Annotated in this window: 13 protein-coding genes; 6 read left to right on the forward strand and 7 right to left on the reverse strand. The window is 30.5% G+C overall.

Annotated elements, in window-relative coordinates; genetic code table 11:
- Positions 1-41: 41 nt before the first annotated feature.
- The 3 genes from ACQ65T_RS07410 to ACQ65T_RS07420 all read left to right on the forward strand — a co-directional run bounded on the left by ACQ65T_RS07410 (position 42) and on the right by ACQ65T_RS07420 (position 3,175).
- Positions 42-1,484, forward strand: a complete 1,443-nt coding sequence (locus tag ACQ65T_RS07410) for a choice-of-anchor B family protein (protein WP_430400447.1) — start codon at positions 42-44, stop codon at positions 1,482-1,484.
- A gap of 2 nt (positions 1,485-1,486) precedes the next feature.
- Entirely contained in the window at positions 1,487-2,797 is a 1,311-nt protein-coding gene (locus ACQ65T_RS07415) for a hypothetical protein (RefSeq protein WP_430400448.1), read from the forward strand.
- Between the two features lie 90 nt (positions 2,798-2,887).
- Positions 2,888-3,175: a hypothetical protein gene (locus ACQ65T_RS07420; protein WP_430400449.1), complete on the forward strand. Its 288-nt coding sequence runs from the start codon at positions 2,888-2,890 to the stop codon at positions 3,173-3,175.
- Between the two features lie 31 nt (positions 3,176-3,206).
- On the opposite strand, the gene ACQ65T_RS07425 is transcribed toward ACQ65T_RS07420, so the two are convergent.
- Entirely contained in the window at positions 3,207-4,052 is an 846-nt protein-coding gene (locus ACQ65T_RS07425) for an aldose 1-epimerase family protein (protein ID WP_430400450.1), read from the reverse strand.
- Positions 4,046-4,609, reverse strand: a complete 564-nt coding sequence (locus tag ACQ65T_RS07430; protein ID WP_430400451.1) for a GNAT family N-acetyltransferase — start codon at positions 4,607-4,609, stop codon at positions 4,046-4,048. Before ACQ65T_RS07430 ends, ACQ65T_RS07425 begins: the two co-directional genes overlap by 7 nt.
- A 304-nt stretch (positions 4,610-4,913) precedes the next feature.
- Here ACQ65T_RS07430 and ACQ65T_RS07435 point away from each other — a divergent pair, with 304 nt between their 5' ends.
- Positions 4,914-5,450: a hypothetical protein gene (locus tag ACQ65T_RS07435; RefSeq protein ID WP_430400452.1), complete on the forward strand. Its 537-nt coding sequence runs from the start codon at positions 4,914-4,916 to the stop codon at positions 5,448-5,450.
- A 59-nt stretch (positions 5,451-5,509) separates the two neighbouring features.
- On the opposite strand, the gene ACQ65T_RS07440 is transcribed toward ACQ65T_RS07435, so the two are convergent.
- Both ACQ65T_RS07440 and clpB read right to left on the reverse strand, forming a co-directional pair.
- Positions 5,510-6,016 carry a DUF4199 domain-containing protein gene (locus ACQ65T_RS07440; RefSeq protein ID WP_430400453.1) on the reverse strand — a complete coding sequence of 169 codons (507 nt, stop codon included), beginning with the start codon at positions 6,014-6,016 and terminating at the stop codon, positions 5,510-5,512.
- A gap of 85 nt (positions 6,017-6,101) precedes the next feature.
- Positions 6,102-8,690, reverse strand: a complete 2,589-nt coding sequence (gene clpB / locus ACQ65T_RS07445) for an ATP-dependent chaperone ClpB (RefSeq protein ID WP_430400454.1) — start codon at positions 8,688-8,690, stop codon at positions 6,102-6,104.
- 161 nt (positions 8,691-8,851) lie between these two features.
- On the opposite strand from clpB, the gene ytxJ reads away from it, so the two are divergent.
- The gene (ytxJ, locus tag ACQ65T_RS07450) at positions 8,852-9,241 is read left to right on the forward strand and encodes a bacillithiol system redox-active protein YtxJ (protein ID WP_430400455.1); all 390 of its coding nucleotides are present in this window, start codon (positions 8,852-8,854) and stop codon (positions 9,239-9,241) included.
- A gap of 33 nt (positions 9,242-9,274) precedes the next feature.
- Here the strand turns inward: ytxJ and ACQ65T_RS07455 are convergent, their stop codons facing one another.
- Complete coding sequence (locus ACQ65T_RS07455; RefSeq protein ID WP_430400456.1) at positions 9,275-10,456, reverse strand: hypothetical protein; 1,182 nt, start codon at positions 10,454-10,456, stop codon at positions 9,275-9,277.
- Between the two features lie 170 nt (positions 10,457-10,626).
- Positions 10,627-11,913 carry a fumarylacetoacetase gene (gene fahA / locus ACQ65T_RS07460; RefSeq protein WP_430400457.1) on the reverse strand — a complete coding sequence of 429 codons (1,287 nt, stop codon included), beginning with the start codon at positions 11,911-11,913 and terminating at the stop codon, positions 10,627-10,629.
- Positions 11,914-12,025: 112 nt separating this feature from the next.
- Between fahA and glyA the strand changes: the two genes are divergently transcribed.
- The gene (gene glyA / locus ACQ65T_RS07465) at positions 12,026-13,300 is read left to right on the forward strand and encodes a serine hydroxymethyltransferase (RefSeq protein WP_430400458.1); all 1,275 of its coding nucleotides are present in this window, start codon (positions 12,026-12,028) and stop codon (positions 13,298-13,300) included.
- A 76-nt stretch (positions 13,301-13,376) separates the two neighbouring features.
- Here the strand turns inward: glyA and ACQ65T_RS07470 are convergent, their stop codons facing one another.
- Entirely contained in the window at positions 13,377-14,402 is a 1,026-nt protein-coding gene (locus ACQ65T_RS07470) for a M28 family metallopeptidase (RefSeq protein WP_430400459.1), read from the reverse strand.
- Positions 14,403-14,637 lie beyond the last annotated feature (235 nt).

Raw genomic sequence — 14,637 nt, forward strand, 5'->3', positions numbered from 1 at the left:
AATTTTAGTATATTTGGATTCCAAATTATAATTAACTACTAATGAAATTTAAATTTACAGCATTTCTTTTAATGCTAACAGTCACATTTTCAGCACAAACATTATGTTCTGGAGGATTTGCTGGGTCTTACCCATGCAATAAAATTGATCTATATTCACAATTGCCAGCAATACAGCTTGGCGGTGTTGTTTCTACAGAATGTAATGATATTTGGGGATGGACTGACCCAATGAATGGTAAGGAATATGCAATAATTGGACTTACAAGTCATACAGCTTTTGTGGATATTTCTGTTCCAACAGCGCCGGTATATTTAGGGAAATTACCAACTGCAAGTGTAAGTAGTATTTGGAGAGATATTAAAGTTTATAGTAATCATGCTTATATTGTTAGTGAAGCTTCCGCACACGGAATGCAAGTTTTTGATTTGACACGATTAAGAGGAGTAGTAACACCTCAAACATTTACTGCTGATTTTCACTACACGGGTTTTGGAAGATGTCATAATATAGCTATTGATGAGGTGAATGGGTATGCTTATGCTATTGGTACAAGGACTTATGTTCCTGGAAGTAGTGGTATAAGTAATGGAGGCGGTCCGCACATTATTAATATTCAAACACCTGCTAGTCCGGTTTTTGTGAATGAATATAATGCTCAAGGGTATTCTCATGATGCTCAAATTGTTGTTTATAATGGTCCTGACACAGATCATTTAGGTAAGCAAATTTACATAGGCTCAAATGAAAATAAGGTTGTAGTTGTTGATGTAACTAATAAATTAGCACCAGTGTTAATTTCAAATTTCACATACACGAATACAGCATATACACATCAAGGTTGGTTGACTGAAGACCATAAATATTTTATTTTAGGGGATGAGGTAGACGAACAAAGTTTTGGCTTTAATACCAAAACGGTTATTGTAGACATGACAGATTTAGATGCTCCTGTTTTAAAATGGAATTATAACGGACAAACTCCAGCAATTGATCATAATGGTTATACCAAAGGAAATGATTTTTATTTAGCAAATTACAGAGCAGGTTTAAGAATAATGGATATTTCAAACTTAGATTCAGCAAATATGAATGAGATTGGTTTTTTTGATACTTTTCCTACAAGTAATTCAAATCAATTTAATGGAGCTTGGAGTGTTTATCCTTATTTCGCAAGCGGTTCTATCATTATTAGTGATATTGAAAGAGGGTTATTTGTAGTTAAGAAAAATGCAATATTAAGTAATGATAGTTTTAGTAATTTAAACATATCAATATACCCTAATCCATCAAATGGTTTGGTAAATATTACTTTAGATGTTCCTATTGAAAAACTAGATGTTTTTAACGTTTTAGGAGTTAAAGTAAAATCAATTAATAATTTGAATTCAAATGAAATTCAGTTCAGTGTGAATGATTTATCTTCTGGAATTTATATTTTATTGGTTAATGATTCAGTTTCGCAGAAATTAATAGTTGAGTAATTATGAAAAGAATTCTAGTTGCATTAAGTTTAATATTATTGTTTTCGTGTTCTAACGATGACAATGGAAATCAAAATTATTTTAACGGAGAAATTCAATGGATTAAGACTTTTGGAGGTTCCGATGAAGAGCTTGTTAGAGGACTTTTTGCTACTTCTGATGGAGGAGTTGTAGTTGTAGGAAATACTAAAAGTTCAGGAGGTGATATTACTGATAAAAGATATTTAGAAGAAGATATTTGGTTGTCTAAATATGATGTAAACGGGAACTTGGTTTGGAGTAAGACTTATGGAGGTAATTTAGATGATTTAGGATACAGTATAATTGAGAATAGTGATTCATCTCTAACAGTTGCAGGTTATAGTAAAAGTAGTGATGGAGATGTTCCTAGTAATTTAGGAATGCACGATTTTTTTATTTTTAAGACGGATGCAAATGGTAATTTAATCTGGAAAAAAAGTTACGGGTATATGAGTCACGACCATGCTCATAAAATAATTTCGACTTCAGATGGTGGATATTTTATAACAGGTTTTGCAGATTATGCTGGATTAGGACGTTCTGGAAATGTTGTCATGCATGGGGTTGGAGAGTACTACGGAATAAAATTAAATGCCTCTGGTGAAAAAGAATGGGATGTATATTTTGGTGGAACTCAAAACGACAGAGTATATGATGTTTTAGAATCAAATGATAGAGGTTTAATTATGGTTGGTTATTCTGAAAGTTCTGATTTTGATGTAACTGATAACCATGGAAGTTATGATTATTGGGTACTTAAAATAAATTCAACAGGAAGTTTAGTTTGGAAAAAGTCTTTTGGAGGTTCTGGATTAGACCAAGCATATGGAATAGCTAAATCACTCAATAATACTTATTTAATTGCTGGAACATCGAATAGTACAGATGGAGATATTACATCAAATAAAGGTAATAATGACGTTTGGGTTGTTAATATAGATGATAATGGAAATAAAATTTGGGATAGATCTTTTGGAGGTACTGGTTTTGATTTTGCTAATTCAATAAGTACACTTTCAAATGGTAATTTTGTTATTTCGGGTCATACTAGAAGTTCGGATTTAGATATTAATGATAATAAAGGAGAGAATGATTTTTGGGCATTAATTATTAGTCCGTCTGGAGGATTGTTATGGCAAAAAACATTTGGTGGATCAAGTTATGACTTTGCATATGATGCTAAAGAAACTAAAGATAAAGGAATTGTTATTATTGGAGAAACAGAAAGTAACGATTTAGATATTGCTGAAAATAAAGGGATAAAAGACCTATTAATTATAAAAGTTAAATAAAAAAATGAGCTTAAAAGCTCATTTTTTTATTTAAAAACCATTTTATTTTAAAAAAAAGTATAACTTTATGTTAAACTAACCAACTAATTAATGACTATGACTGCTGAATATCAAATTATTGACAAAGAATTAATATCTTCTTTAAATTTTCCTAATACAGAAGTGCTTGAAGAGGCAGATGATATTAAACAAAGAAAACAAGATTTAGATAGAGCCTTAACCCTAGGCAATCTTGAACATGTTAAAATAAAAATATATTTTGAGGATGATAACTCCTATAAAATGGTTGAAACTACTATTTGGGGAGTAACCGATAATAGAGTAATTTTGAAACAAGGTGTTGTTATACCTGTTAATCGAATTCATAAATTAATCTAAAATATTAATCCTGTTGAGAGACAGGATTTTTTTATACTTCTATTTTGATTTTACATTCAAAAAAACATTTGGGATGTAAAATTTGAATACTTTCTTTATCAAATATTTTTCCATTAGAGTTTATGCTATCTGTATAGCCTGTCCAGGGTTCAATACATAAGAAAGGAGCTTTTGGTTTTTTCCATATGCCAACATGAGGAAAATTGTAAAAACTAATTATTAAATAGTCTTTCTCAAAATACTTTAGCCTTATTGAATTTGAATTTATATTTTTAAAAACTAAAGCATCATTTTCGAAAAGTTTTTCAGATAAAAAAACTATATTATCTTTACTTTTAATAAATTCAATTTCTTCAGCAAATAAACCATCTCTCAGTTTGTGGCTTTTAAAGCTTTCTAAGACATTAAATTCTAAACAATAGTCCAATATATTATAATCAATTTTAAATGCAGGATGTGCCCCAATATTAAAAGGCATTTTTATATCTGAATTATTAATTATTTTATAAGTAACATCAAGTTCATTTGCTTTAAGTTGATATTTTATTTGTAATTCAAAATGAAATGGATAATTTTTAAGCGTTTCATCATTTGATTTTAAACAGAAAAGGGCAAAATCTTCCTCGTGTTCTAAAAGTTCAAATTCTAAATCCCTTGCAAAACCATGTCTGTTTAGAGAATATTTATTGCCATCAATACTATACTCGTTATTTTTTAAACTCCCAACAATAGGAAATAAAACAGGTGAGGTTTTATTCCAAAACTCTTCATCAATTTCCCAAATGTAATTAAAGCTGTCTTTAGATAACGAAACTAATTCGGCACCTTTAGTGTTGATTTTAGCTTCAAGCGATTTATTCAAAATTGAAATTAGCACGTTTTAAAATTTCGTTTTAAAAGACTGTATATAACAGTGTCTGTGAATACGTTATTATAATAAAAGTTCTCTTTAAAGTGTGCTTCTTTTGTAAAACCATTTTTTATTAAAACACGTTCTGATGCTATGTGTCTAGAATCTATAACAGCTTCGATAGAATGAAAGTTTAGTTTATGAAAAGCAAAATTTAAGAGTGTATTTACGGCCTCTGTAACATATCCTTTTCCTGCATGTTCCGGTAGAATCATATAGCCTAACTCTGTTCTAAAATGCTCGGGTTGTGTTCTGTAAAAACCCATAATTCCAATACAATTGTCATTGTTTTTTTTAGTAACTGCCCAATTGATATCTAAATTTTCATCAATTTTATCATTAATTAATTTAATATGCGCTAAAGCACCGTCAATATCCACAAGTAAAGGTCTTGGAATAAATTCCATTGTTTGTGGATTACCTCGTAATTTTAAAATTTCAGGAGCATCATCATCTGTTAGTTTTCTAAATCTTAAACGATCAGAATCAAGTGTTGGGAAAGGTGTAAAGTTTAACGACTTCATTTTTTATTAAATTATTAACGAAATACTCTATGAATGGTATATAAATAAGTTAAAGTTTTAGTAGTGTAATTTTATCTGTTATATGTAATGTCAGTCTAAAAAGTATAACTTTAAATTAACTAATTACAACTATTGTATTAACAGATTATTTGAGTTGTAATGGCTAAATTTGTAACACTAAACGATTTATTTAAGATAAAGATATAATAATTTAAAATATAACCAACAACCAAAAAGGGGAAGTAAATAAAATGCCTTGAAAGTTTTAAATTATTTTGATATACTAATTTAAAAAACGTTTATTATGAAAACAATTGTTTTAACATTACTATGCATGACATCATTAGTATTTTCGCAAAATAGAAATAATCTTAGCGATCTTAATAATGATAATTTAGAACTGAGAGAATTACCTGAAATTGTATTGACTAAAATAGGAGATGATTTCTCAATTTATCTTCCAGAAAAACATCCTGATTTAAATGTTCAACAAATGCAGGATTTTTTTATGGCTTATGATTTAGGAAAAGATTATGAGGGTTTTGATACTTATTTAGTCATCATGAAAAATGAAAAAGGGACTTTAACTGCAAAATACGATCATAAGGGGAAATTAATCAATGTTATTGAAAAATACGAAAATATCATTTTACCAAATGAAGTTTTGTATTCTGTAACTAAAACATTCCCAGGTTGGGATATTGTAAATGATAAATATTTATATGCTCAAAGTGAAGGGCATATTGATAAAAAAGAGTACTCTATAAAAATCAAAAAAGAAAGAAAAACTAAAAAACTTTTACTTTCTTCTAATGGAGAGATTTTAAAAGGATTAGATTAAAATTATTATAGTATGAATAAAAAAGTCTAAAGGTTTTTAACTTTAGACTTTTTTTTAGGTTATTTCTTTTTTAAAGTTAATGCAGAAATTAAAGAAACAACAATTCCGATTGGTAGTATTTCCATAAACGTTAAAAGTATAATCATTAACGGGTTTTTATACCATTCTTTCATCATTTCCATTTCTTCAGTTTTCGCAGTCAAAGCTTCAACGTCTCCGGCATCTTTTAATTTATTAAGTACCAAATCACTGTATTGTTCCATAAAGTTTGGAAAGAAATTATAATAAATAATCAACCAAACGAATACATAGATTGTTGAAATGATTAAAGCAATGTATAATCCAGTTAGAAAACCTTTTCCAAAAGTAATTTTACCATCATTTGTTTCTCTAACTTTCTTCACACCTAGAAAAAGAAAGACAAAAGCGATTAGCATACTTGCAAAGCCTACAATTGCATTTGGTTCGTTTTCTGGATTAGATTTCATATACATTGTCATGCAAATCATTACGATTGAAACAATTAATCCACCTAAAAGGCCATTTTTTAAAATAATATTTCTCATATATAAATGTTTAATATCAAATATAAATAAAAAATCCCCAAAGCGAATATTTCTTTGGGGACTTAATCAAACTAATGTATGTTAATTACTCATTTCTAAACACTAAATTACCTTCAAAGCTGTCAAGAAGAATAATGCTGTCTGTAGTGATTTTTCCAGCTAATATATCTTTTGATAATGCGTTTAATACTTCTCGTTGAATAACTCTTTTAACTGGTCGCGCTCCATATTGAGGATCAAAGCCTTTTTGTGCTAAATAGTCAATCGCTTCCTCAGTAGCATCCATTGTAATTTGTTGTTGCGCCAGCATTTTAGTCACATTTTTCAACTGAATAGAAACAATTTTTCTTATATTTTCAGTAGTTAAAGGTGTAAATAATACGATTTCATCAATACGATTGATAAACTCAGGACGCACAGTTTGTTTCAATAAGCCTAAAACTTCTGTTTTTGCAACCTCAGTAGCTGCTTCAACACTACCTTTTAAATTATCAAATTTATCTTGAATAATATCACTTCCCATATTAGAAGTCATAATGATAATTGTGTTTTTAAAATCGGCAACACGTCCTTTATTATCCGTTAATCTTCCTTCATCTAAAACTTGTAATAATATATTAAAAGTATCAGGATGTGCTTTTTCAATTTCATCTAATAAAACAACTGAATAAGGTTTTCTTCGAACAGCTTCTGTTAATTGACCACCTTCATCATAACCTACATATCCAGGAGGTGCACCAACTAAACGACTTACACTATGACGTTCTTGGTATTCACTCATATCTATACGAGTCATTGCATTTTCATCGTCAAATAAATATTCGGCTAAAGCTTTTGCAAGTTCGGTTTTACCTACACCTGTTGTACCAAGAAATAAGAAAGAACCAATAGGTTTTTTCATGTCTTGTAATCCTGCACGACTTCTTCGAACAGCATCACTAACTGCCACAATAGCTTCTTCTTGTCCTACAACTCTTTGGTGAAGTTCATCCTCTAATTTTAAAAGTTTTTCTCTTTCACCTTGAAGCATTTTCATTACCGGAACACCTGTCCATTTTGCAACAACTTCTGCAATATCTTCACGAGTTACTTCTTCTTTAATTAAAGAAGTTCCGTCTTGATTTTCAGCTAATTGTTTTTGTAAGGCATCTAATCGTTCTTGCGCTTCTTTTGTTTTTCCATATCGAATTTCAGCTACTTTTCCATAATCACCATCGCGTTCTGCACGTTCTGCCTCAAGTTTAAAATCTTCAAGTTCTTGTTTTACGTTTTGAACAGCATCAACAACATCTTTTTCAGATTTCCATTTGCTGAAAATTTCATTACGTTCTTCTTTTAAGTTAGCTAAATCTAAACCTAAACCTTTCAGTTTCGTTTCATCATTTTCACGTTTTATGGCTTCAATTTCAATTTCTAACTGCATTATTTTTCTATCTAAAACGTCTAATTCTTCTGGTTTAGAATTGATTTCCATTCGCAATTTTGAAGCTGCTTCATCCATTAAATCAATTGCTTTGTCTGGAAGAAAACGATTGGTGATATATCGTTGCGATAATTCCACAGCACCAATAATAGCATCATCTTGTATTCGAACTTTATGATGTGTCTCGTATTTTTCTTTAATCCCACGAAGAATTGAAATGGCGCTTTCGGTATCTGGCTCGTCTACTATGATTTTTTGAAAACGTCTTTCTAGAGCTTTGTCCTTTTCGAAATATTTTTGATATTCATCTAAAGTTGTTGCTCCAATGGCACGAAGTTCACCACGAGCTAAAGCTGGTTTCAAAATATTTGCTGCATCCATAGCACCTTCGCCACCACCAGCACCAACAAGCGTGTGAATTTCATCTATAAATAATACAATATCTCCCTCGGCAGAAGTGACTTCTTTCACTACTGCTTTTAATCGTTCTTCAAATTCTCCCTTATATTTTGCTCCGGCAATCAATGCTCCCATATCTAATGAGTATACTATTTTATCTTTTAGATTTTCAGGTACATCTCCGTCTACAATTCTATGGGCTAATCCTTCTGCAATTGCGGTTTTACCCACACCAGGTTCACCTACAAGCATAGGGTTGTTTTTTGTTCTTCGAGTTAAAATCTGAAGAACTCTACGAATTTCTTCATCACGACCAATTACTGGATCTAATTTTCCGTTACGTGCTAATTCGTTTAGGTTTTTTGCATACTTATTTAATGCATTATATGTTTCTTCAGCAGATGCAGAAGTAACATTTTCTCCTTTTCTTAATTCAGCAATGGCACTTTCTAATCCTTTTTCAGTTACACCTTGATCTTTTAAGATTTGAGCTACTTTACTTTTTGACTTGAAAATAGCCAATACTAAATGCTCTATTGAAACATACTCATCTTTCATTTTTTGAGCAATAGCAATAGCTTCATTTAGCATTCTAGACGCATCACGAGACAATTGAATTTCACCTCCAGTTACTTTTGGAAAACTTTGTAAAGTACTCTCTAATATTTTTTTGAAAAGATCGATATTTAAATTTAGTTTTTTAAGTAGAAAAGGAGTTACATTTTCATCAACTTCTAATAATCCTTTAAAAATATGTTCGTTTTCAATTTGTTGATGCCCGAGAGCTTGTGCAATTTGCTGTGCTTGTTGTAAAGCCTCTTGCGATTTAATGGTTAAATTATTTAAGTTCATTTTTTTATGTGTTAGTTGTATTACTTTTTATTCGGAATAATTCATGTAAATTTGTAATTCAATAGTCAAATAACATACCCTTATAAAAACTAAGACAAAATGACTGATTCGCAAGTGTTTGTGCTAAATAAACAAGTCAAAATGTCAGAAAATAAGACAAAATGAGTTTTTTCAATAACATATTTGGATCAAATGAAGAAGATAATTCTTCTTCAAAAATAAAATGGAATCAGTTAGATGATTTAAAAGTAATAGATGAAGCAATTGCGCTTTCCTATGAAAAACCTGTTATTCTTTTTAAGCACAGTACACGATGTAGTATAAGTAGATTTGCTTTGAAACAGTTTGAAAATGATTATAATTTTAGTTCTGAACAACTAGAACCTTTTTTCTTAGATTTATTAAATCATAGAAACATTTCAAATGAAATTGCAGAACGTTTTCAGGTTGTGCATCAATCACCTCAATTAATTTTGGTAAAAGATGGAGTAGCTATTTTTAGTTCTACACATAGTGATATAGAAGCTGAAATACTTAATAAATTTGTATAAAAAAAGTCCTGCAATTTGCAGGACTTTTGACTATTATCGTCTAAACTTATTATTGGTAATAATGCTCTTAAGTTTGGCTTTTAAATCTTCACCAGTATCGTAGACCATTTGTTCGTTCGAAGGGAAAGGAACTGCTCTACGGTCAAAATATTGATAATAAGAATCTTCACAAGCACGCTTATCTCCGTTATAATTTGCATAGATATAATCGAAAACAAATTCACTTGCTACAGGAAATGCATCTATTAATTGATTATTTCTAAAATCAATATAATCTACTTTAGCGGTAACTTGACACGATTTAAATTGGGTGAATTCATATATGCTAACTGTTATTGATTTAAAATTATCAACTTTTATAGGATTCCCTAAACTGTCTTTTACAACATTTCCATTATTATCTAAAAGTGTTTTAACACCATCTTTAATTTGTTTTTCTTTTACAAATTGTCTTTCTTTAACTTGTTCAGGAGAGATGTTGATTTGTCTAAAATTTACAATCATTCCAAAATCATATTTAATGTTTTTTTGTTTGTTGTTATGATAAACAGTCCATTTGTCGTTAATTCCATATGTACTAAAATCTAGTAAATCATCTTGAAGACGAGCAGGAATTACCATATTAGTTTCGTTCTTAGTGTATACATGAACAAAATCAGTTCCTTTAAACTGTGCTTGATCCATTAAAGCTCTTACATCTTGATAATTTGGATTTAATTTGTCTAAATACATTAAATCATCAAAAGCTTGTCTGAAATCCATTTTATTAGAAGAGTTCATTAATTTTTTTGCATTGCTATACAAATATCCAGATAGTCTGTTTTTACTTTCTATAATTTGATCTGAATAATCATCCATAGGAAAAATAGCATTTCTCCCTTCTTTATGAAGAGCTAAAGGCAATAAAGGCTTAATTCTTTCTTGACGATTTCTTAATTGTGAATATAAATTAAAAATTCGCTCATAATTAGCAGGATTATTCTCCTTTTTTAGAAGATTTAAGCTGTTGATGTCCCTAGCTTTTGCTTTTGCAAATGCTTCTTCTAATAAATAAACATAATCTTGTTTTCCTTTAGAAGTCTTATTTGAACTCAAGCTGTTTATTGCATTGTCTATTGCTGCATCGTAATTTCCATTGCTTAATAATGTTTGCGTTTGTTTGACACCACAAGCAACAAATAAAGTAGCAATAAGTAATAGAGTAATTTTTCTCATAAGTTTTGGTATTTATTTTTCAAAGATAATTTTTTTGAAGCAATCTCCTGCTGTCCGTTTTATCTTTTTGCTTTTTTTATCAAAAACAAAAAGGATGCCACTTCCATCAGGGCTAAAAAAAAACTCCGATAATTTTCTATCGGAGTTTTTTTTAAAAATAAAGATTTTACTTAAAATTTTAATTCTAAAGCGGGTAATAATTTACTAGAACATTCTCCAAAACCAATTCTAACTTCACTGTTTTTACAAAATCCTTTAATAATAACAGTATCATTATCGTTAATGAACTTTCTTTCTGAGCCATCTTTCATTGGAATTGTGTTTTTTCCTCCCCAAGATAATTCTAACATTGAACCATAACTGTCTGGAGTTGGACCTGAAATCGTTCCACTTCCCATCATATCACCTGAATTTACTCTACATCCATTCACCGTATGATGAGCTAATTGTTGAGCCATTGACCAATACATGTATTTGAAGTTAGATTTAGAAACGATTGTTTCAACACCATTTTCTGGTTGGATTCCCACTTGTAGATTAATGTCAAATGAGTGATTTCCTGTTTGTTGTAAGTATGGAAATGGGGTAGGAGACTGCTCTGGGCCTTTTACTCTAAAAGGTTCTAAAGCATCCATAGTAACAATCCATGGAGAGATTGAAGAAGCAAAGTTTTTTGCTAAAAACGGTCCTAGTGGCACATATTCCCATTTTTGAATATCTCTTGCGCTCCAATCATTAAATAATACCATTCCGAATATGTAATCTTCTGCTTCATTTACTGGAATTGGTTCTCCCATCAAATTTGCATCTGTTGTTATGAAAGCTGTTTCTAATTCAAAATCAACTAATCGAGAAGGACCAAAAACAGGATTAGTTTCTCCAGCTGGTAAAGTTTGCCCATTTGGCCTTCTTACAGGAACACCACTTGGAACAATTGTAGAGCTTCTTCCGTGGTAACCAACAGGAATATGTAACCAGTTGGGTAATAAAGCATTCTCTGGGTCACGAAACATCATTCCTACATTAGTGGCATGTTCTTTACTACTGTAAAAATCAGTATAATCCCCAATCTGTACTGGAAGTAACATTTCAATTTCGCTCATTTCAAAAAGAATAATCTCTCTTTCTTTTTCATTGTCACGAAGAAGTGGGTTATTTTGGTCAAAGAGTTCAGCCAATCTATTTCTTACTAAACGCCAAGTTTTTTTTCCATCAGAAATAAAGTCATTTAAAGTATCTTGCATGAACATATCGTCAGTTAGTTCTATTCCTTTAAAATAACCAAGTCTTTGTAAAGCACCCATGTCAATAGCTGTATCACCTATTCGTGTGCCTATCGTAATATCGTCATTCTTTGTTATAAAAACGCCAAATGGAATGTTTTGAATTGGAAAATCGCTATTGTGCGGAACATGTATCCATGAAGTTCTTTTTGGATCATTTGCAATATTTGACATATTTTGTGTGTTGATTTGTTGTTGAAAAATTATAAACCAAATATAAAGTTTACTATCAATTTAACAAACCTTTTTCGTAATTTTGACCTAATTTTAACGAATATTTATTGAAATGCAACGCGACGAACAAATTTTTGACCTTATTCTTGATGAACAAGACAGACAAATTCACGGATTAGAACTTATCGCTTCAGAAAACTTTGTAAGTGATGAAGTTATGGAAGCAGCTGGTTCTGTTTTAACTAATAAATATGCTGAGGGTTATCCTGGTAAGCGTTATTATGGTGGTTGTGAAGTGGTGGATATTGTAGAACAAATTGCAATTGATAGAGCAAAAGAACTTTTTGGTGCTGCTTATGTAAACGTTCAACCTCATTCTGGTTCTCAAGCTAATACTGCTGTTTTTGCAGCTTGTTTGCAACCTGGAGATAAAATTTTAGGTTTTGATTTGTCTCATGGAGGGCATTTAACTCATGGTTCACCTGTAAATTTTTCAGGTAAATTATATACACCAAGTTTTTATGGTGTAGATAAAGAAACTGGAGTTTTAAATTACGATAAAATCCAAGAAATTGCATTAGCTGAAAAACCAAAGATGATTATTGCTGGAGCTTCGGCTTATTCTCGTGATATGAATTTTGCTCGTTTTAGGGAAATTGCAGATAGTGTTGGCGCATTATTATTAGCAGATATTTCTCATCCTGCTGGTATGATTGCTAAAGGATTATTGTCTGACCCAATTCCTCATTGTCATATTGTAACAACAACTACTCATAAAACTTTAAGAGGACCACGAGGAGGAATGATTATGATGGGTAAAGATTTTGAAAACCCTTGGGGTTTAAAAACGCCTAAAGGAGATGTGAGAATGATGTCACATGTGTTGGATATGTCTGTTTTTCCTGGTAATCAAGGAGGTCCTTTAATGCATATAATTGCTGCTAAAGCTGTTGCTTTTGGTGAGGCTTTAACTGATGAATTTTTCAGATATACTTTACAAACTCAAAAAAATGCAAAAGCTATGGCTGAAGCGTTTGTTAAGAGAGGGTACGACATCATTTCTGGAGGGACTGATAATCACATGATGTTGATTGATCTAAGAAATAAAAACATAACTGGTAAAGAAGCTGAAAACGCATTAGTTAAAGCAGAAATTACTGTGAATAAAAACATGGTTCCATTTGATGATAAATCACCATTTGTAACTTCAGGAATAAGAGTTGGAACTCCAGCTATTACTACAAGAGGTTTAGTGGAAAGTGATATGGAAACTATAGTAGCATTAATTGATAAAGTTATTATGAATTATACTGATGAAGATGTTTTGGAACAAGTTGCTGATGAGGTGAATGAATTAATGGGGGAAAGAGCAATGTTTGTATTCTAAATTTTTACGATAACATGGCTATAAATAAAAAACTCCTGAAAATTCAGGAGTTTTTTATTTATAATTTGAGAAAAAATTATTTACCGTCTCTGTCAACTTTAATTTTTTCAGGTCTATTTGCAATTTCCCAAGCCAAAGTAAACGCAAGTTGTGCTCTTTTTGCTAATGCATCATATTCAATTTTATCAGGTGTGTCTGACGCTTTGTGGTAATCGTCATGATTACCATTATAAAAGAAAATAGCTGGCACTCCTTTTTTTGCAAAATTGTAGTGATCAGAACGATAATAAATTCTTTCTGGATCGTTTCTGTCATTATATTTATAATCTAATTCAAGTTTTGTATACTTAGCATTCATTTCTTCATTAATTGTATGAAGTTCGCTACTCAATCTATCAGAACCAATAACATAAATATAATTGTTAGTATTTGGATGTAAGAAGTCTCTTCTTCCAACCATATCTATGTTTATATCAACAACAGTATTTTTTAGAGGAAATAAAGGGTTTTCAGAATAATACCTAGAACCATGTAATCCATGTTCTTCGCCCGTTACATGTAGAAATAAAATTGATCTTTTAGGGCCAAAACCTTCTTTTTGAGCCGTTTTAAAAGCTTCAGCAATTTCTAATAATGCAACTGTTCCTGATCCGTCATCATCGGCTCCATTATAAACTTCACCATTTTTCATTCCAACATGATCATAATGAGCTGAAATAACTACAATTTCTTCTGGCTTTTCACTACCTTTAATAAAAGCCCATATGTTTTCAGAATCTGGTAATTTAGGTGAAAATCCTTTTGCCATAAATTCTGAAGGTACTTTTTGGTACCAATTTTCAGCACCTGGAGGAAAAGAAATTCCATTTTTAGAATATTGTTCAATTAAGTATTTTCCAGCTTCTTTTTGACCTTTTGTACCGGTGTCTCTACCTTCCATAGCGTCAGAGGCTACAAGGTACAAATGATCGCTAAGTTCGTTTGCTGTTATTGAGTTCATGTACTTTGAAACATCGGCAGTTTTTGATTGCGTAGTTTTTGTTGTAGAGCAACTTGAAATTAAAATACAAATTGCAGAAATAGGGATAAATATTTTTTTCATTTTTTTTTGTAAAAAGTAAATATATGAATTAGTTGTATAGATAAAAAATTTGTTACATTTATTTAATGTTTTTTACATAAAATGATATTGTCAAGTCAACTATATATAGCATTTGTTTTTTTTTAGATTGTTTTATTTCTTTTTTAGTTTAAAAAAATTGTGATAAAAATTTGTCATTTTGTTAAAAAAAATCTAAATTTCAACCGAAAATCTAGACAACTTGTTAAATTATGAA

This window comes from Flavobacterium sp. (genome assembly GCF_965284515.1).
GTDB lineage: Bacteria > Bacteroidota > Bacteroidia > Flavobacteriales > Flavobacteriaceae > Flavobacterium.

Bases quoted from the DNA above. Each gene is read 5' to 3' on its own strand.
- ACQ65T_RS07435 (WP_430400452.1), top strand. From the start codon at position 4,914: ATGAAAACAATTGTTTTAACATTACTATGCATGACATCATTAGTATTT.
- fahA (WP_430400457.1), bottom strand. From the start codon at position 11,913: ATGTCAAATATTGCAAATGATCCAAAAAGAACTTCATGGATACATGTT.
- ACQ65T_RS07455 (WP_430400456.1), bottom strand. From the start codon at position 10,456: ATGAGAAAAATTACTCTATTACTTATTGCTACTTTATTTGTTGCTTGT.
- ACQ65T_RS07440 (WP_430400453.1), bottom strand. From the start codon at position 6,016: ATGAGAAATATTATTTTAAAAAATGGCCTTTTAGGTGGATTAATTGTT.
- ACQ65T_RS07415 (WP_430400448.1), top strand. From the start codon at position 1,487: ATGAAAAGAATTCTAGTTGCATTAAGTTTAATATTATTGTTTTCGTGT.
- glyA (WP_430400458.1), top strand. From the start codon at position 12,026: ATGCAACGCGACGAACAAATTTTTGACCTTATTCTTGATGAACAAGAC.
- clpB (WP_430400454.1), bottom strand. From the start codon at position 8,690: ATGAACTTAAATAATTTAACCATTAAATCGCAAGAGGCTTTACAACAA.
- ACQ65T_RS07470 (WP_430400459.1), bottom strand. From the start codon at position 14,402: ATGAAAAAAATATTTATCCCTATTTCTGCAATTTGTATTTTAATTTCA.
- ytxJ (WP_430400455.1), top strand. From the start codon at position 8,852: ATGAGTTTTTTCAATAACATATTTGGATCAAATGAAGAAGATAATTCT.
- ACQ65T_RS07420 (WP_430400449.1), top strand. From the start codon at position 2,888: ATGACTATGACTGCTGAATATCAAATTATTGACAAAGAATTAATATCT.
- ACQ65T_RS07430 (WP_430400451.1), bottom strand. From the start codon at position 4,609: ATGAAGTCGTTAAACTTTACACCTTTCCCAACACTTGATTCTGATCGT.
- ACQ65T_RS07410 (WP_430400447.1), top strand. From the start codon at position 42: ATGAAATTTAAATTTACAGCATTTCTTTTAATGCTAACAGTCACATTT.